The following is a 21,097-nucleotide window of genomic DNA, read 5'->3' as shown; positions in this document are numbered from 1 at the left end:
ACACCCCACGCATGGGAGGCGTTGCTGACGGGTGTCGGCCGGCTGCATGTGGATGGTCTGTCGCCGGACTGGGGTGTGCTGTTCGCGGGTGCCCGTACGGTTGCGCTGCCCACGTACGCCTTCCAGCGGCAGCGTTTCTGGCTGCCCTCCAGCACGACCGGTGCGGACGATCTCGCCGCGGGTGCGCAGGATCTCGTGGACGCGCGCTTCTGGGACTGGATCGAGCGCGAGGACATCAGCGCGTTCGTCGACGAGTTGGGGATCGACCGGGACGCGTCCTGGAGTGAGGCGTTCCCCGCGCTGTCCGCGTGGCGGCGGCGCCAGCGGGACCGTACGCAGGCGGACGGCCGCCGCTACCGCGCCACGTGGAAGCCGCTGTCCGGGCTGTCCGGCGGCCAGGTGCGGCTGACCGGCCGCTGGCTGCTGGTCGTGCCGGAGGACCACGTCGCGGGCCAGGCGGCCTGGCAGGAGTCGCTCACGCACGGCCTGCACGCGCACGGTGCCGCGCTCCAACGGGTGGAGTGTGCCCCGGACCTGGACCGCGCGGAGCTCACCGAACGGCTGCGGCAGGCGGCCGACGGGGAGCCCGTCGCCGGTGCCCTGTCGCTGCTGGCGCTGGCCGAGGGGGAGCGGGACAGTGTGCCCGTCGGCGTACCCGCGACCGGCACGCTCGTTCAGGCGCTCGGCGACGCCGGGCTGACGGCACCGCTGTGGGCGCTGACCCGCGGGGCCGTCGCCACCGGCCGTACGGACGACGCCCCGGATCCGGCGCAGGCCGCCGTATGGGGGCTCGGCCGGGTGGCCGCCCTCGAACACCCCGACCGCTGGGGCGGGCTGATCGACCTCCCCGCGGAGCTCGACCGCCGTACGCTCGCCCGCCTCGCGGCCGTACTCGGCGGCGCGGGCGAGGACCAGGTGGCCGTACGGCCGTCGGGCGCCTTCGGCCGCAGGCTCGCCCGTACGGCGGCCACCGCGGCGACCGCGACCGCACCCGCCGCGTGGACGCCCACCGGCACCGTGCTGATCACCGGCGGCACCGGCGCGCTCGGCGCGCAGGTCGCGCGCTGGGCGGCCGGACAGGGCGCGGAGCACCTGCTGCTGACGAGCCGGCGCGGCGGCGACGCGCCCGGCGCGGACGCGCTCGTGGCCGAGCTGACGGAGCTGGGCGCACGGCGCGTCACCGTCGCCGCCTGCGACATCGCCGACCGCGACGCGGTCTCCGCACTCCTCGCCCTGCACCCCGTGAACGCTGTCGTGCACACCGCCGGTGTGCTCGACGACGGCGTGCTGGACGCGCTCACGCCGGACCGGTTCGCCGCTGTCTTCCGCGCCAAGGCGGCAGCGCGCCACCTGGACGAGCTGACCCGCGGACACGAGCTGGACGCGTTCGTGCTGTTCTCCTCGTACGCGGGCATGGTCGGCTCCGCCGGGCAGGCCAACTACGCCGCCGCCAACGCCATGCTCGACGCACTCGCCGAGCGGCGCGCCGCCGAAGGGCTGCCCGCCACGTCCCTCGCCTGGGGCCCCTGGGCCGGCGACGGCATGGCCGCCGACGCCGACGGGCGGCTCACCGAACGGCAGCAGCGCGGCGGCGTCCTGCCGCTCGCCCCGCAGGCGGCACTCGAGGCGCTGCGCGGCGCCGTGTCCGGGCCCGAGGCGGCAGCGCTGGTCGCCGACATCGACTGGGCGCGCTTCGGCCCCGCCTTCTCCGCGACACGCCCGAGCCCGCTGCTCGCCGAGCTGTACGACGCGCCCGAGGCCGCGACAGCACAGCACGTCCCGTCCTCCGAACTCCGCGGCCGCCTCACCGGGTTGAGCGCGGAGGAGCAGGAACGGGCGCTGCTGGACGTCGTACGCGCCCGCGCCGCCGCCGTACTCGGCTACCAGGGCGCCGAAGCCGTGCCCGCCGACCGCGCGTTCCGCGACCTCGGTGTCGACTCGCTGATCGCCGTCGAACTGCGCAACGCGCTCGGCGTGGACTGCGGTGTGCCGCTCCCCGCCACCGTCGCCTTCGACCACCCGACGCCGCAGGCGCTCAGCCGCTACCTGCGCGACGAAATCCTCGGCACCGTCACCGGCACCGACCTGCCCGCCGCCGGGCGCGCCGTCGCCGACGACGACCCGGTCGTGATCGTCGGCATGAGCTGCCGCTTCCCCGGGGATGTGCGCACGCCCGAGGACTTCTGGCGGCTGCTGAGCGGCGGCCACGACGGCATCGCCGCGTTCCCGTCCGACCGCGGCTGGGACCTGGAGGCGCTGTACGACCCCGAGGGGCGGCGCGAGCAGACCAGCGTCACCGACGTCGGCGGCTTCCTCCGCGACGTGGACGGCTTCGACGCAGGCTTCTTCGGCGTGTCGCCGCGCGAGGCGCTCGCGATGGACCCGCAGCAGCGGCTGCTGCTGGAGACGTCCTGGGAGGCGTTCGAGCGCGCCGGGATCGACCCGTCCGGGCTGCGCGGGAGCCGTACGGGCGTGTTCGTCGGCACGAACGGGCAGGACTACCCGGCGCTGCTCGCCGCCTCCACCGAGGACTTCGCCGGATACATCGGCACCGGCAACGCCGCCAGCATCGCGTCCGGCCGCATCGCGTACACGCTGGGCCTGGAGGGCCCGGCGGTGACGGTGGACACGGCGTGCTCGTCGTCACTGGTCGCCCTGCACTGGGCGGTTCAGGCGCTGCGCAGCGGCGAGTGCGATCTCGCGCTCGCGGGCGGCGTGACGGTGATGTCGACGCCGGGCGCCTTCATCGAGTTCAGCCGCCAGGGCGGGCTGGCGCCCGACGGGCGGTGCAAGGCGTTCGCCGACGGTGCGGACGGCACCGGCTGGTCCGAGGGCGTCGGCATCATCGCGGTGGAACGTCTCTCCGACGCGCGCCGCAACGGGCACACCGTGCTCGCCACCGTCAGCGGCTCCGCCGTCAACCAGGACGGCGCGTCGAACGGTCTCACCGCGCCCAACGGGCCTTCGCAGCAGCGCGTGATCCGTGCGGCGCTCGCTCAGGCGGGGCTGACACCGGACGACGTGGACGCGGTGGAGGCGCACGGCACCGGTACGTCGCTGGGTGACCCGATCGAGGCGCAGGCGCTGCTTGCCACGTACGGGCGCGAGCGGGACGCGGAACAGCCGTTGTGGCTCGGCTCGGTGAAGTCCAACCTCGGTCACACCCAGGCCGCCGCCGGCGTGGCAGGCGTCATCAAGATGGTCCTCGCCCTCCAGCACGGCGAACTTCCGCAGACCCTCCACGCGGACACGCCGTCCTCCCACGTCGACTGGGACACGGGCGCCGTACGGCTGCTCAGCGAGCCGGTGGAGTGGCCCGCACGCGACGGGCACGTACGGCGCGCCGGCGTGTCGTCGTTCGGCCTGAGCGGCACCAACGCGCACATCATCCTGGGCCAGGCGCCGGCGGATGACGGAGCCGAAGCAGCCGACGCGGGTGACGAACAGACGCCCGCGGCCGTACCGTTCGCGCTGTCCGCCCGCACCCCGGAGGCGCTGCGCGCCATCGCGCACAACCTGCTGGAGCAGCTCCGTACGGCGGACGACGACGCGTACGACGTGGCGCGTGCGCTGGCGACGACCCGTTCGCGTTTCGAGCACCGTGCGGTGGTCGTCGGCGCGGAGCGCGACGAACTGCTCGCGGGCCTGGAGGCGGTCGCCGAAGGGCGGCCGGGACCAGGCGTGGCGCTGGGCGCCGCAGCCGAGGGCAAGTCGGCGTTCGTGTTTGCGGGTCAGGGTGCGCAGCGGTTGGGGATGGGGCGTGAGCTGTATGAGGCGTTCCCGGTGTTTGCGGAGGCCTTTGATGAGGTGTGTGCGCACTTTGATGGGGAGCTTGAGCGGCCGCTGCGGGATGTTGTTTTCGGGGATGACGCCGACGCGCTGAGTGAGACCGGGTTTACGCAGCCCGCGCTGTTCGCCTTCGAAGTCGCCCTGTTCCGGCTGGTCGAATCCTGGGGTGTGCGTCCGGACTTCCTGGTGGGTCATTCCATTGGTGAGTTGGCGGCGGCGTATGTGGCGGGTGTGTGGTCGCTGGCAGATGTGTGCCGTCTGGTTGCTGCGCGTGGGCGGTTGATGCAGGCGCTTCCCTCCGGGGGCGCCATGGTGGCTGTGGAGGCGTCCGAGGGTGAGGTGCTGCCGCTGTTGGAGGGGCGCACCGACCGGGTGTCGATCGCCGCTCTGAACGGCCCCCAGTCCACCGTGGTTTCGGGTGCGGAAGATGCGGTGGAGGAGATCGCGGGGCACTTCCGTTCGGAGGGTCGCCGTACGAGTCGTCTCTCTGTCAGCCACGCGTTCCACTCCCCGCTGATGGAGCCGATGCTGGCGGAGTTCCGTCGGGTGGCGGATTCGGTGTCCTATGAGGTTCCTTCCGCTGCTGTGGTGTCGAATCTGACGGGTGGGCTGGCCTCTGCGGATGAGCTGTGTTCGCCGGAGTATTGGGTGCGGCATGTGCGTGAGGCGGTGCGCTTCGCGGACGGTGTGACCACGCTGGCCGAACATGGCGTGCAGCGGTTTGTGGAGATCGGCCCGGACGGCACCCTGACCGCGATGGCGCAGGCGTCCGTCCCGGCCGAGGCGGCCCTCGTACCGTTGCTGCGGAAGGACCGCCCGGAGGCGCAGGCGCTGCTGTCCGGTCTCGCGAGTGCCTTCGTACGCGGTGCACACGTCGACTGGACGGCGCTGTTCGCCGGTCGCTTCGGCCGTGCGGTCGCGCTGCCCACGTACCCCTTCCAGCGCGAGCGCTACTGGCCGACCGTCGCCAACGCCCGTACGTCCGCCGCCGGGACCGGTCCGTACGGTGCTGAGGACGCCGCTGACGCGCGCTTCTGGGACGCCGTGGAGTCCGGCGACCTGGCGTCGCTCGGGGCGACGCTCGGCGTCGACGAGAGCGCGCTGGACGCGCTTGTGCCCGCCCTGGCGGCCTGGCGGCGCAGCCGCCGCGAGGAGTCCACGGTCGACGCCTGGCGCTACCGTGTGCGGTGGCAGCCGGTCACCGACCTGTCCGCCCGCACGTCTGAACTGTCCGGCCGCTGGCTGCTGCTTGCCCTGGAGGGTGAGGCGCTGCCGGAGGGCCTGGAAGGTCTCGCGGGTGCTCTCGGTACGGGCGTCGAGACGGTCTCCGTGCCTGCCGGCGCCGACCGTACGGTGCTCGCCGACCGGCTGCGCGGCCTCGCCGCGAACGACGGCGCGGAGCCCGTCACGGGCGTGCTGTCCCTCCTCGCCCACGCCCGTGACGAGTCCCACGACGGCCTCAACGGGTGCGTCCCGGCGGGTCTGCGGGAGACGGTGGCGCTCGTACAGGCGCTCGGTGATGCCGAGTTGGGCGCGCCCCTGTGGACGCTGACGCGCGGCGCCGTGTGCACCGGTCGTTCCGACGCGGCGCCGCTGCAGGCGCCGTCCGCCCTGTGGGGTCTGGGCCGTGTGGTGGCGCTGGAGCACCCGGAGCGGTGGGGCGGTCTGGTGGACCTGCCCGCGCCGGCCGCGGACGGTGGCCGTACGGTGCGGCTTGACGACCGTACGGTGGCGCGTCTCGCCGCCGTGCTGGAAGGCGCGTCCGGCGAGGATCAGGTGGCGCTGCGTGCGTCCGGTGCCCTCGCGCGGCGCGTCGTGCGGGCGGGTGTGCCGGAGGGTTCCGTACGGGAGTGGACGCCGGGCGGCACCGTACTGATCACAGGTGGCACTGGCGCGCTGGGCGCGCAGGTGGCCCGCTGGGTGGTCGAGCGGGGTGCCGAGCACGTCGTACTGACCAGCCGCCGCGGCAGCAAGGCGCCCGGCGCGCTGGAGCTGAAGAACGCGCTGCGCGACGCGGGCGCCAAGGTGTCGTTCGCCGCATGCGACATGGCCGACCACGGCGCGGTGGCGCGGGTGCTGCGGAAGCACCGGGTGGACTCCGTCTTCCACGCCGCGGGCGTGCTGGACGACGAGGCGGTCGACGCGCTCACGGAGGAGCGGATCGCGCCGGTGCTCCGCGCCAAGGTGCGCGGTGCGCAGCACCTCGACGAGCTGACGCGCGAGCACGAGCTGTCCGCGTTCGTCGTGTTCTCGTCCATCGCGGGCGTGTGGGGGAGCGGCGGCCAGGCGGCGTACGCGGCCGCGAACGCCGCTCTGGACGCGCTCGTCGAGGCGCGCCGTACGGAAGGGCTCGCCGGTACGTCTGTGGCCTGGGGCCCCTGGGCCGAGGCGGGCATGGCCGCGAGCGACGAGGCGCAGGAGCACCTGCGCCGCCGCGGGCTGAACCCGCTGGCGCCGCACTCCGCGCTGCGCGCGCTCGAACGCGCGCTGGGCGCGGGTGACAGCACCCTCGTCGTCGCCGACGTCGACTGGGCGCGTTTCACCGCCGCCTTCACCAGCCGCCGCAGCGCACCCCTGTTCGCGGAACTCCCCGAGGCGGCGGGCGCGTTGGAAGGCGTCGTCCTCCAGGACAGCGGTCCCGCGCTGCGCGGGCGGCTGGCCGGGCTCACCGCCGAGGAGCGCGACCGGGCGCTCCTGGACGTCGTACGGCAACACGCCGCGACCGTCCTGAACCACACCGACGCGTCCGCCGTCGAACCCGGGCGCGCCTTCCGCGACATGGGCTTCGACTCGCTCACCGCGGTCGAACTCCGCGGCCTGCTCAGCGCCGAGACCGGCGTGGCGCTCCCCGCCACCCTCGTCTTCGACCACCCCACGCCGACGGCCGTCGCGGACCTCCTCCGGGACGAACTCTTCGGCGCCGACGCCTCCGCAGCGCTCCCCGCGGCGCTCTCCGGCGGCGTGTCGGACGACCCGGTCGTCATCGTCGGCATGGGCTGCCGCCTGCCGGGCGGCGTCACCGGTCCGGAGGACCTGTGGCGGCTGGTCTCGGAGGGCGGCGACGCCATCTCCGGCTTCCCGACCGACCGCGGCTGGGACCTGGACGCGCTGTTCGGCACGGATGGCGCGGAAGGCACGGGCGGCACCGCCCGCAGCGGCGTCAGCGACACCCGCAGCGGCGGCTTCCTGCACGACGCGTCCGGCTTCGACCCCGTCTTCTTCGGGATCAGCCCCCGCGAGGCGCTCGCCATCGACCCGCAGCAGCGGCTGCTCCTGGAGACCTCCTGGGAGGCACTGGAGCGCACGGGCATCGCGCCCACGTCGCTCCGTGGCAGCCGTACGGGCGTCTTCGTGGGCGCCAGCACCTCCGGGTACGGCAGCGGGCTGCAGGAGGCCCCTGAAGGGCTCGGCGGCCACCTGCTGACCGGTACGGCGGGCAGCGTCGTGTCCGGCCGCGTGTCGTACACACTGGGCCTGGAGGGTCCGGCCGTCACGGTCGACACCGCGTGCTCGTCGTCGCTCGTCGCGCTCCACTGGGCGGCGCAGGCCCTGCGGCAGGGCGAGTGCGACCTGGCGCTCGCGGGCGGCGTGGCGGTCATCGGGAACCCGGGCGCCTTCGTCGAGTTCAGCATGCAGGGCGGCCTGGCACCGGACGGGCGGTGCAAGGCGTTCGCGGACGGCGCGGACGGCACCGGCTGGTCCGAGGGCGTCGGCGTGCTCGTCGTGGAACGCCTCTCCGACGCGCGCCGCAACGGGCACACCGTGCTCGCCACCGTCAGCGGCTCCGCCGTCAACCAGGACGGCGCCTCCAACGGGCTCACCGCGCCCAACGGCCCCTCCCAGCAGCGCGTCATCCGTGCGGCGCTCGCCCAGGCCGGGCTGACGACCGACGACGTGGACGCCGTCGAGGGCCACGGCACCGGCACCACCCTCGGGGACCCGATCGAGGCACAGGCGCTCCTCGCGACCTACGGACGCGACCGCGACGCCGAACGGCCGCTGTGGCTCGGCTCGGTGAAGTCCAACCTGGGGCACACGCAGGCCGCCGCCGGCGTGGCGGGCGTCATCAAGATGGTCCTCGCCCTCCGGCACGGCCGGCTGCCGCAGACCCTCCACGCCGACGCGCCGTCCTCCCACGTCGACTGGGACGCGGGCGCCGTACGGCTCCTGCACGAGCCGGTCGACTGGCCGCAGGACGACGCCGAACGCCCCCGCCGCGCCGGTGTGTCGGCGTTCGGCGTGTCCGGCACCAACGCGCACGTCGTCATCGAGCAGGCCCCGGACGACGCTCCGGAGGAGCAGTCCGCAGCCGCGCCTGCGCCCGTCGCCCGTACGGACTCGCCGGTGATCCCGTGGGTCGTGTCGGGCCGTACGGCCGCCGGGCTGCGCGGCCAGGCCGAACGCCTGCTGGCGCACGCCGAGTCGCACCCCGGGCTGGACCCGCGCGACATCGGCTTCTCGCTGGCCACCACGCGTGCCGTGTTCGAGCACCGGGCCGTCGTGTCCGGCACCGACCGGGACGCGCTCCTCGCGGGACTGTCCGCCGTCGCCGAGGGCACGCCCGCCGCCCACGCGGTGTCCGGAACGGTCGCGCCCGGAGGGCGCACCGCGTTCCTCTTCACCGGTCAGGGTGCGCAGCGTCCGGGGATGGGGCGTGAACTGTACGAGTCCTTCCCGGTGTTCGCGGAAGCGTTCGACGCGGTGTGCGCTCACTTCGACGCGGAGCTGGACCGGCCGCTGCGTGAACTGGTCTTCACCGCCGACGTAGACAGCACCGACGGCGCCCTGAACGAGACCGGGTACACGCAGCCCGCCCTCTTCGCCATCGAGGTCGCGCTGTTCCGGCTCACCGAGTCCTGGGGCATCCGCGCCGATGTGCTCCTCGGCCACTCGATCGGTGAGCTGGCCGCCGCGCACGTCGCCGGTGTGCTGTCGCTCGCCGACGCGTGCCGTCTGGTGGCTGCCCGAGGGCGGCTGATGCAGGCGCTGCCGCGCGGAGGGGGTGCCTCCCAGGCCGAAGGCTCTGGGGGAGCGATGGTCGCCGTGGAGGCCACCGAGGCGGAGGTGCTGCCGCTGCTGGAGGGCCGCGAGGCGGAACTGAGCCTCGCCGCGCTCAACGGGCCGCGTTCCACCGTCGTGTCCGGCCGGGAAGCGGCCGTGACCGAACTCGCCGCGCACTTCCGTACGGAGGGCCGCCGCACCCGGCGGCTGTCGGTCAGCCACGCCTTCCACTCGCCGCTGATGGACCCGATGCTCGACGAGTTCCGTACCGTCGCCGCGAGCGTCGCCTACCACCCGCCGACCATCACCGTGATCTCCAACGTGACCGGTGAAGCGGCCACCGCCGAGCAGCTCACCTCGCCCGACTACTGGGTGCGGCACCTGCGGCACGCCGTACGGTTCGCCGACGGCGTCCGTACGCTCGCGGCACAGGGAGTCACCCGCTTCCTGGAGTTGGGCCCCGACGGCACCCTCACCGCCATGGCGCAGGGCTGCCTCGCCGCGGACAGCGGCACCGACAGCGGCACCGACGACGGCACCGACAGCGGCACCGGCAACCCGGACGCCGCGCCCCTCCTCGTGCCCCTCCTGCGCGACGACCGTCCGGAGGCCACCGCCCTGCTGGCGGCCGTCTCCGCCGCCTTCGCGCACGGCGTCCCCGTCGACTGGGCCGCCCTCTTCGACGGGGCGGCCCGCCGCCGCGTCGAGCTGCCCACGTACGCCTTCCAGCACCGCCACTACTGGCTGGAGGCCCCGCAGTCGGCCGTCGACGCCACCGCACTCGGACTGATTCCCGCCGACCACCCGCTGCTCGGCGCGGCCGTGCCGATGGTGGCGGGCCGTACGGCCGTGCTCACCGGACGGCTGTCCCTGCGCGCCCAGCCCTGGCTCGCCGAACACCGCATCGGGGGCGCGGCCGTCGTGCCCAGTACGGCGTTCCTGGAGCTGGCCGTGCGCGCCGGCGACCAGGTCGGCTGCGCACACGTACGGGAGCTGCTGCTGGAAGCGCCGCTGGTGCTGCCCGAACAGGGCGCCGTACAGCTTCAGTTGCGCGTGGAGGAGCCGGACGGGAACGGTGCCCGCATGCTCGGCGTCTACGGGCGGCCCGAGGCCGCCGGGCCGGACGCGCCCTGGACCCGGCACGCCGGAGGCGTGCTCGACCCGCGGCCCGTACGCGCCGGGCACGACGCGTTCGACTTCGCCGCCTGGCCGCCGCCCGGCGCCGCACCCGTCGAGACCGACGGGCTGTACGAGCGGCTCGCCGGCACCGGCTTCGGCTACGGCAGCACCTTCCGGGGGCTGCGCGCGGCCTGGCAGCACGGCGACGACGTGTACGCCGAAGTGACCCTCGGCGACGGCGAGTCCGCGTCCGGAGCAGGCGCACAGGCGGGCCGCTTCGGGCTGCACCCCGCGCTGCTGGACGCCGCCCTGCACCCGCTGGGCCTGGGCCTGCCGGCCGGCCTGGGCGCGGGCCGCATGCTGTTCGCCTGGAACGGCGCCGCGCTGTACGCCGCGGGCGCCACCACCCTGCGCGTACGGCTCGCCCGCACCGGCGCGGACACCGTGTCGCTGCAGGCCGCCGACGGCTCCGGACAGCCCGTCCTGGCCGTCGACTCGATGCTGCTGCGGCAGGCCGACACGGCCCGCATCGGCGAAGCCGCGGCACCCGCCGCCGCGCCGCAGACCGCGCCGAAGGCCCCCGAGCGCCGTACGGCCGCGCAGGCCGCGCCGGACGCCTCCGGCGTCGTACGGCGGATGGCAGGGCGGCCCGAGGCGGAGCGCAAGCGCGCGCTGCTGACCGCCGTACGCACGCAGGTCGCGGTCGTCCTCGGCTACGACGGGCCCCAGGACGTCGACGCCGCACGGTCGTTCACCGACATCGGCTTCACCTCGCTGACCGCCGTCGAGCTGCGCAACCAGCTCAGCGCCGAACTCGGCGTCACCCTCCCGGCGACGATGGTCTTCGACCACCCGACCCCGGCCGAACTCGCCGCGCACCTCGACGGCGAACTGTTCGGCACCGGCGCGGCCGACGCACTCGCGCGCACGGCGACCGGTGCGGCGCTCGACACCGACCCGGTCGTCATCGTCGGCATGAGCTGCCGCTACCCCGGCGGCGTCACCAACCCCGACGACCTGTGGGAGCTGGTCGCGAGCGGCGGCGACGGCATCTCGCCGTTCCCCGCCGACCGCGGCTGGGACCTGAACGCGCTGTACCACGCCGACCCCGACAACCCCGGCACCTGCTACACCCGCGAGGGCGGGTTCCTGCACGACGCCAGCCGCTTCGACCCGGCGTTCTTCGGCATCAGCCCCCGCGAGGCCACCTCGATGGACCCGCAGCAGCGGCTGCTGCTGGAGGCGTCCTGGGAGGCGCTGGAGCGCGTCGGAATGGACCCGGGCGCGGCGCGCGGCAGCCGTACGGGCGTGTTCGCGGGCGTGACGTACCAGGACTACACGACGCTACTCGCGGCCTCCGAGGAGAGCTACGAGGGCTACGTCGGCACCGGCAACTCGCCCAGCGTGCTGTCCGGCCGCATCTCCTACGTGCTCGGCCTGGAGGGCCCGGCCGTCACCGTGGACACCGCCTGCTCCTCGTCGCTGGTCGCCCTGCACCTCGCGGTGCAGGCACTGCGGCAGGGCGAGTGCGACCTCGCCCTCGCGGGCGGCGTCACCGTGATGTCCACACCCGGCTCGCTGATCGAGTTCAGCAGGCAGCGGGCGCTCGCCGAGAACGGCCGCTGCAAGCCGTACTCCGCGGACGCCGACGGCGCCAGCTGGGCCGAGGGCGTCGGCGTGCTCGCCGTCGAGCGGCTGTCCGACGCGCGCCGCAACGGGCACCCCGTACTGGCCGTCGTCAAGGGCAGCGCCCTGAACCAGGACGGCTCCAGCAACGGGCTCACCGCGCCCAACGGCCCCTCCCAGCAGCGCGTCATCCGGCAGGCGCTCGCGTCCGCGCGGCTCGGCACCGCCGACGTCGACGTGGTCGAGGGCCACGGCACCGGCACCACCCTCGGGGACCCGATCGAGGCGCAGGCGCTCCTCGCCACGTACGGCCAGGACCGCCCGGAGGGCCGGCCGCTGTGGCTCGGCTCGCTGAAGTCCAACGTCGGGCACAGCCAGGCGGCGGCCGGTGTCGGCGGCGTCATCAAGATGGTCGAGGCCATCCGCCACGGCGTGCTCCCGCAGACGCTGTACGCCGACGACCCCAGCCCGCACGTCGACTGGACCACCGGCGACGTACAACTGCTCAACACCGCGCGGGAGTGGCCGGAGACCGGCCGCCCGCGGCGCGCCGGCGTGTCCTCGTTCGGGATGAGCGGCACCAACGCGCACGTCATCATCGAGCAGGCACCGGACGCACCCGCCCCGGCCGCTCCCGCGGAGGACCGCGACCGGAGCGCGCTGCCCGTCGTACCCGTCGCCCTGTCCGGGCGTACGGAGGAGGCCCTGCGCGAGCAGGCCAGGCGGCTCCGCGCGCACCTGCTGGCACGCCCCGGCACGGACCTCACCGACCTCGGCCACTCGCTGGCCGTGAGCCGTACGGCGTTCGAGCACCGTGCGGTGCTGCCCGCCGCCGACAGGGAAGCGCTCGACGCGCAGCTGCGCGAGATCGCCGACGGCGGCCTCGTCTCCGCCACGGACGCCGTGACGGGACTCGCTCGCGGCGGCGAGGGCCCCGTGCTGGTGTTCCCGGGCCAGGGCGCGCAGTGGGCCGGCATGGGCCGCCAACTGCTCGCCGAGTCCCCGGTGTTCGCCGAGAACATCGCCGCCTGCGAGGACGCGCTGCGGCCGTTCACCGACTGGTCCCTGACGGCCGTGCTCCGCGGCGACGAGGACGCCGCCGACCTGGACCGCGTGGACGTGGTGCAGCCGGTGCTGTGGGCCGTGATGGTGTCCCTGGCCGCGCTGTGGCGCTCGTACGGCGTGCAGCCCGCCGCCGTCGTCGGCCACTCGCAGGGCGAGATCGCCGCCGCCTGCGTCGCCGGCGCGCTCTCCCTCGAAGACGGCGCCCGTGTGGTGGCGCTGCGGAGCCGGGCCATCACCGAGATCGCCGGCAGCGGCGGCATGATGTCCGTGCCGCTGCCCGCCGACGGGGCACGGGAGCGGCTCGAACCGTACGGCGGCCGGCTGTCCGTCGCCGCCGTCAACGGCCCGTCCTCCGTGGTCGTCTCGGGTGAGGCCGGCGCGCTGGACGAGCTGTTCACCGAGCTGACCGCCGACGGCGTACAGGCCCGCAAGGTGTCCGTCGACTACGGCTCGCACTCCGCGCAGGTCGAGGCGATCCGCGCACAGGTGCTGGCGGCGCTGGCACCCGTACGGCCGCGGGAGGCGGAGCTGCCGTTCCCGTCCACCGTGACCGGCCAGTGGCAGGACACCACGACGCTGGACGCCGAGTACTGGTACACGAGCCTGCGCGAGACGGTGCGCTTCGAGGAGGCGCTGCGGCTCCTGATGGACGCCGGGCACCGGCACTTCATCGAGGTCAGCCCGCACCCCGTACTGGCCGTCGGCATGCGCGACACCGCCGAGGACCGGGGCACCGACGCCGCCGTGCTCGGCTCCCTCCGTCGCGAACAGGGCGGCCTGGAACGCTTCCTGCTGTCCCTCGCCGACGCTCACGTACAGGGCGTCGAGGTGGACTGGCGCGCGGTGTTCGCCGGCAGCGGCGCACAGACCGTGGAGCTGCCCACGTACGCCTTCCAGCGGCAGCGGTACTGGCCGGTGCTGACGCCCGGCGCCGAAGCGGACGGCGCCGCCGCCGGTCCCGCCAACGACGCCGAGGCACGCTTCTGGGAGACCGTCGAACGCGAGGACCTGGAGGCCCTGGCCGGGTCGCTGGAGCTGGGCGGCGACGCGCCGCTCAGCGAGGTGCTGCCCGCGCTGTCGCACTGGCGGCGCAACAGCCAGGAGAAGTCCACCGTCGACAACTGGCGCTACACCGTCAACTGGACGCCGCTGACCGAGAACACCGGCCGCGCGCTCTCCGGAACGTGGCTGCTGGCGGTGCCCTCCGCCGAGGCCGGAGCCGGTGCCGGGCAGCCGCTCGCCGCGTCCGTCGGGCAGGCACTGGAGACGCACGGCGCGACCGTACGCACCGTCGAGACCACCGCAGGGGCGACGCGCGAACAGCTCGCGGAACGGCTCCGCGACGCCGCGGGGGACGAGACCGTCTCCGGCGTGCTGTCGCTCCTCGCCCTCGACGAGGAGCCGCACCCCGAACTCCCCGCCGTCCCCGGAGGGCTGGCCGCGACGCTGACCCTCGTACAGGCACTCGGCGACCTGGGCGTCGAGGCGCCCCTGTGGTGCGCCACCAGCGGAGCCGTCGCCATCGGCCGCTCCGAACCCGTCAGCAGCGCCCCGCAGGCGCTGGTGTGGGGCCTCGGCCGGGTCGCCGCACTGGAGCACTCGGACCGCTGGGGCGGCCTCGTCGATGTCCCGGCCGTTCTCGATGCCCGCGCCGCCTCTCGTCTCGCCGGGCTGCTCGCCGACCCCGCGGGCGAGGACCAGACCGCCGTACGCGCCTCCGGCGTCTACGGCCGCCGCCTGGCCCGCGCCCCGCTCGGCCAGTCCGCCCCGACCACGTCGTGGCGTCCGCGCGGCACCGTCCTGGTCACCGGCGGCACCGGCGCCGTCGGCAGCCACATCGCACGCTGGCTCGCCGACCTGGGCGCCGAGCACCTGCTGCTGACCAGCCGCCGCGGCGCGGACGCGCCCGGCGCCGCCGAGCTGACCGCCGAACTCACCGAACGCGGCTCCCGCGTCACCATCGCCGCCTGCGACGTCGCCGACCGCGACGCGCTCGCCGCGCTGCTCGGCAGCGTGCCCGAAGAGCACCCGCTGGACGCGGTGTTCCACGTCGCCGGCTCCCTGGACGACGGCGTCATCGAGCAGCTGGACCCCGGCCGCATGCAGCCCGTACTGCGCACCAAGGCGAGCGCGGCGCTGCACCTGCACGAGCTGACGCGCGACCTGGACCTGTCCGCGTTCGTGCTGTTCTCGTCCACGTCCGGCACCATCAGCGGCCCCGGCCTCGGCAACTACGCGCCGGGCAACGCGTTCCTCGACGCGCTCGCCTTCCAGCGCGCCGCCGAGGGCCTGCCCGCCACCGCCGTCGCCTGGGGCCACTGGGCCGACGGCGGCATGGGCGACGGCGCGGTCGGCGACCGCCTCCGCCGCTACGGCGTGTACGACATGGCGCCCGAACTCGCCGCCTCCGCACTGCTCCAGACCATCGAGCACCAGGAGACGTGGGTCGCGGTCACCGACATCGGCTGGGAGCGGTTCGCACCCGCCTTCACCGCGCCGCGCCCCAGCGCGCTGCTGCGGGACCTGCCCGACGCCGTACGGAACCTCACCGCCGAAGGCGACTCCGGTGACGGCGGCGGCGACCTGTCGGCGCTGCGCCAGCACCTCGCGGGGCTGTCCGGCGACGAGCGGCAGGACGCCGTACTGAACGTCGTACGGAGCTACGTCGCGACCGTGCTCGGCTACCCCGGGCCGGAGGCGGTGGAGCCCTCCCGGGCGTTCAGCGACCTCGGCTTCGACTCGCTCAGCGCAGTCGAACTCCGCAACGGCATGAACAAGATCACCGGGCTGCGGCTGCCCGCCACGCTCATCTTCGACTACCCCACCTGCGCCGACCTGGCCAGGCTGCTGCTGGACGAGATGACGGAGCCAACCGGGGCAGCCGTCGCACCGGAGGCCGCCGGAACGGCCCTCTCCGCGGGCGGCGCCGTACTGGACGACGAGCCCGTCGCGATCGTCGCGATGAGCTGCCGGCTGCCCGGCGACGTCCGTACGCCCGAGCAGTTCTGGCAGCTGTTGCGGGACGGCGGCGACGCCATCGGGCCGTTCCCGGAGGACCGCGGCTGGGACGTGGACAGCATGTCGTCGGGCGAGCCCGGCACGCCCGGCGCCGTGACCGCCCAACTGGGCGGGTTCCTGCCGGACATCGACCGGTTCGACGCCCCGTTCTTCGGCATCTCGCCGCGCGAGGCCGTCGCGATGGACCCGCAGCAGCGGCTGCTGCTGGAGATCTCCTGGGAGGCGTTCGAGCGGGCCGGCATCGACCCGTACGGGCTGCGCGGCAGCCGTACGGGCGTGTTCGCCGGCACCAACGGGAACGACTACACGCACCTGCTGGTCGCCGCCGGCGAGGACTTCGAGGGCTACCTCGGCACCGGCAACGCCGCCAGCGTCGTCTCCGGCCGCATCGCGTACACCTTCGGGCTCGAAGGTCCCGCGATGACCGTCGACACCGCCTGCTCCGCGTCGCTCGTCGCCCTGCATCTCGCTGCGCAGGCGCTGCGCAGCGGCGAGTGCGACCTGGCGCTCGCGGGCGGCGCCACCATCATGACCACCCCAGGGCTGTTCCTCGAGTTCAGCCGCCAGGGCGGGCTGGCCTCCGACGGGCGCAGCAAGGCGTTCGCCGACCAGGCGGACGGCGCCGGATTCGCCGAGGGCGCCGGCATGCTGCTCGTCGAGCGGCTGTCGGACGCGCGCCGCAACGGGCACCCCGTACTGGCCGTCGTACGCGGCTCCGCCGTCAACCAGGACGGCGCCTCCAACGGGCTCACCGCGCCCAACGGCCCCTCCCAGCAGCGCGTCATCCGTACGGCGCTCGCCGGAGCCGGACTCCAGCCGGGCGACGTGGACGCCGTGGAGGCGCACGGCACCGGCACCACCCTCGGCGACCCGATCGAGGCACAGGCGCTGCTCGCCACCTACGGGCAGGGTCGCGACGCCGAACGGCCGCTCTGGCTCGGCTCGGTGAAGTCCAACATCGGCCACACCCAGGCCGCCGCGGGCGTCGCCGGACTCATCAAGATGGTGCTGGCGCTGGAGCACGGCGTGCTCCCCGGCACCCTGCACGTGGACGCGCCGTCCTCACACGTCGACTGGGACGCGGGCAACATCGCCCTGCTGACCGAGAACACCGAGTGGCCGGAGACGGACCGGCCGCGGCGGGCCGCCGTGTCCTCGTTCGGGATCAGCGGCACCAACGCGCACACCATCCTGGAGGAGGCACCCTCCGCGGCCGACGCGGAGACAGCTGACGACGCGGACGCTCCCGGCGGAGCGGCCGGCGAGGAGGCCGCACCGCAGCAGGCGGAGGCCGGCGCCGAGCCGCTGCCCGTCATCCCGTGGACGCTCAGCGGACGCACCCGCAGCGCCCTGCACAGCCAGGCCGAACGGCTCCTGGCGCACGCCGAGTCGCACCCCGGGCTGGACCCGCGCGACATCGGCCTGTCGCTCGCCTCCGGGCGCACCGTCTTCGACCAGCGCGCCGTCGTCCTCGGCGAGGACCGCGACGGCCTGCTCGCCGGACTGCGCGCACTCGCCGCGGGCGAGGACGCCGCGGACGTCGTTTCGGGCGCCGCTCGCGCGGAGGGGCGTACGGCGGTGCTGTTCACCGGTCAGGGTGCGCAGCGTCCGGGGATGGGGCGTGAACTGTACGAGTCCTTCCCGGTGTTCGCGGAAGCGTTCGATGCGGTGTGTGCTCACTTCGACGCGGAGCTGGACCGGCCGCTCCGTGAGCTGGTGTTCGCCGCCGCGGACGTAGACAGCACCGACGGCGCCCTGAACGAGACCGGGTACACGCAGCCCGCCCTCTTCGCCGTCGAGGTGGCGCTGTTCCGCCTGGCCGAGTCCTGGGGCCTGAAGCCGGACTTCCTCGTCGGCCACTCGATCGGTGAGCTGGCCGCCGCGCACGTCGCCGGTGTGCTGTCGCTCGCCGACGCGTGCCGTCTGGTGGCCGCCCGAGGGCGGCTGATGCAGGCGCTGCCCCGTGGGGGCGCGATGGTGGCGGTGGAGGCCACCGAGGCGGAGGTGCTGCCGCTGCTGGAGGGCCGCGAGGGCGAGGTCAGCCTCGCCGCCGTCAACGGCCCCACGTCCGTGGTCGTCGCGGGCGCGGAGGCGGCCACCCTGGCCGTCGCCGAGCACTTCACGGCCGAGGGCCGCCGCACCCGGCGGCTGTCGGTCAGCCACGCCTTCCACTCGCCGCTGATGGACCCGATGCTGGCCGAGTTCCGTGCGGTCGCCGAACGCGTCGAGTACGGCGCGCCGCGCATCCCCGTCGTCTCCAACGTCACCGGGGAGCTCGCCGAGGCCGCCGAACTCTCCGCCCCCGACTACTGGGTGCGGCACGTACGGCAGGCCGTACGGTTCGCCGACGGCGTCCGTACGCTCGCGGCACAGGGCGTCACCCGCTTCCTGGAGCTGGGCCCCGACGGCACCCTCACCGCCATGGCGCAGGGCTGCCTCGACGCGGGCAGCGGCACCGAGGGCACCGGCCCGGCGCCGCTCCTCGTCCCCGCCCTGCGCAAGGACCGTCCCGAGACGGCCGGCCTGCTGGCCGCCTGGGCCGGGCTGTGGACGTCCGGCGTACCGCTGCGCTGGGACGCGGCGTTCGCGGGCACCGGCGCACACCGCGTCGGGCTGCCGACGTACGCCTTCCAGGGCCAGCGCTACTGGCCCAAGTCGCCCGCCCCCGGCTCCGGCGACATCGGCTCCGTCGGCCTCGGCTCCGCCGGGCACCCCCTGCTGGGCGCCGCCGTCGCACTCGCCGGATCGGACACGTTCCTGTTCACCAGCAGGCTGTCGCTCCAGACACACGCCTGGGTCGGCGACCACGCCGTGGGCGGCACCGTGCTGTTCCCCGGAACCGGTTATCTGGAGCTGGCGCTGCGCGCCGCCGACCACGTCGGCTGCGAGCAGGTCGACGAACTCACCATCGCCGCCCCCCTGGTGCTGCCCGAACGCGGCGGCGTACGCCTCCAGCTGTCCGTCGGCGCCGCCGACGACGCCGGGCGCCGCAGCATGGACCTGTACTCGCGCCCGGAGGACGCGCCGGACGAGCAGCCCTGGCTGCTCAACGCCAGCGGCGTCCTGTCACCGGGCGGCACGGCCGCGCCCGACGACCGTACGGACGCGTTCGACTTCGCCGCCTGGCCGCCGAAGGACGCGGCCGCCGCCGAAGTCACCGACTTCTACGAGCGGTTCGCGGAGGCCGGATTCGCGTACGGCCCGGTGTTCCGCGGGCTGCGCGCCGTCTGGACGCGCGGCGACGAGATCTTCGCGGAGGTCGGGCTGCCCGGCGAACACGAGGAGCTCGCCCCCTCGTTCGGGCTGCACCCGGCGCTGCTGGACTCCGCGCTGCACGCCATGATGTTCGTGAACATGGCCGAGACCGAGGGCGGACGGCTGCCGTTCTCCTGGAGCGGCGTCACCCTGCGGGCGTCGGGCGCCGCCGCCCTGCGCGTACGGCTCGTACAGGCCGGCGAGGAGTCCATCTCCCTCGAACTGGCCGACACCACCGGGCAGCCCGTCGCGTCCGTCGACACGCTCACCCTTCGCCAGGTCTCCGGCGACCTCATCAACGGCGCCCGCCGCACCCCGTACCACGACGGGCTGTTCCAGCTCGACTGGACCGCCGTGCAGCTCCCCTCGGGCACCTCCGTGCCGGAGGACGGCAGCTGGGCGGTGCTGGCCCAGGACGGCGACGCGGACAGCACGGCGGACGCCGAGGCGTTCGCGGAGGCGCTGCGCGCCGCGGGCATCCCCGTACGGGTCGCGGCCGGGCTGGACGGACTGGACGCTCTGGCCGACGGCGGCACGGATACGGTGCCCGGCACGGTGCTCGTGCCGTGCACGCTGCCGTCGGACACCGCCGCGGACAGCGCTCTGGCAGGCGGCGCGCGCACCGCCACGCACCGCGCGCTCGCCCGTGTCCAGGAACTCCTGGACGACCAGCGGTTCGACGACGCCCGGCTCGTCTTCGTCACCGACGGCGCCGTGCCCGCCGACGGCGCCGACCGCGTCGCACCCGGCACCGCCCCCGTATGGGGCCTCGTACGGGCCGCGCGTACGGAGAACCCCGGCCGGTTCACCCTGCTCGACGCCGACCGCTCAGCCGGCTCGCTGGAACTCCTCCCCGGCGCGCTGGCCGGCGGCGAACCCGAACTGGCCGTACGGGCCGGCACGGTGCTCGCCCCGCGGCTCGCCCGGGTGGCCACCGACCAGTCGCTCGCCGTCCCCGAGGACAGCGGGGCCTGGCGCCTCGACATCACCGAGAAGGGCACCCTGGAGAACCTCCACCTGGCCGACGGCTCCGAAGCGGAACGCGAACTGGCAGCCGGCGAGGTACGGATCGCCGTACGCGCCGCGGGCCTCAACTTCCGCGACGTGCTGAACGCCCTCGACATGTACCCCGGCGAGGCGGGCGCCCTCGGCAGCGAAGGCGCCGGCGTCATCACCGAGGTCGGGCCCGGCGTCACCGGACTCGCCGTCGGCGACCGCGTGATGGGCATGTTCTTCGGCGCCTTCGGGCCCACGGCGGTCGCGGACGCGCGGCTCCTCGCCCGTATGCCGCACGGCTGGACCTTCGCCGAAGCCGCCGCCGCACCCATCGTGTTCCTGACGGCGTATTACGCGCTGGTGGATCTGGGTGGTGTGCGTCGGGAGGAGTCGGTGCTGGTGCATGCGGCTGCCGGTGGTGTGGGCATGGCTGCCGTGCAGTTGGCCCGTCATCCACTCCAGCGGCAGTTCCGGACAACCGGTGAGTTGCCGCTGGATCGTGGGGGTCATCTTCCGCGCGAGGTCGGGCAGGGAGGAGGAGGTGCCGGCCCGCCCCGCGAGCGGGAGGCAGTCGGCGGCCGCCATCTCCCCGTCGACCCCGAGCCGTATCTCACCGCCGCCGCGCTCCCGGCCGCCGATCTGGGGCCGGACTTCGAAGTGAAGGTGCGGGCCGGTGGGGTTGCCGGTGGCGCCGACGGCGCCGATCCGGTCGCCTGGATCCCGGTGCAGTCAACGCGCGGGCAGGGCCGTCGAGGGGTCCGCCGCCCGCGGGGAGCAGCGCGGCGGCGCACCCCTCGACGGTGTCGAGGGCATGCGCCGGCACCGGCACGCCCTGCCGCAGATGCCGCTGCACGAGTGCGTACGGCATGTCGACGACCGCGACGAGGACCCGTTCGCGGTCCGCCTCGCCGGTGGCGCCCAGCCGGTCGGTGAGGTCGGAAAGGGCCGCGAACAGGCGCTCGTTGGCGGCGGCGAGGCCGCGTTCCGCGTCGGCGGGCCAGTGCGCGCGGCCGAAGTCGGCCGGCCCGTACCGCAGCACGCGCGCCGCCTCGGGCCGCTCACGGCTCCAGCGCACCGCGTGCCGCGCCGCCGCCAGCGCGGCTGCCCGCGGCTCGTCCCCGTCGAGCGCGGTGAGCAGGCCGGACTGGAAGTCGTCGAGCGTACGCAGCCACAGCGCGGCGAGCAGCGCGGGCCGGTCGGCGAACCGGTGGTACACCGAACCGCTGGG

General features: G+C 74.8%; 1 protein-coding gene. It reads left to right on the top strand.

Going from position 1 to position 21,097, the window contains the following annotated elements:
• Positions 1-21: 21 nt before the first annotated feature.
• Complete coding sequence (locus tag DVA86_RS30220; RefSeq protein ID WP_342776383.1) at positions 22-20,802, top strand: type I polyketide synthase; 20,781 nt, start codon at positions 22-24, stop codon at positions 20,800-20,802.
• Positions 20,803-21,097: the final 295 nt, after the last annotated feature.

The sequence above is a fragment of the Streptomyces armeniacus genome (genome assembly GCF_003355155.1).
Taxonomy (GTDB): Bacteria; Actinomycetota; Actinomycetes; order Streptomycetales; family Streptomycetaceae; genus Streptomyces; species Streptomyces armeniacus.
Note: the sequence above shows the minus strand (reverse complement) of the source record. Positions and strands in the feature narration are given on the sequence as shown.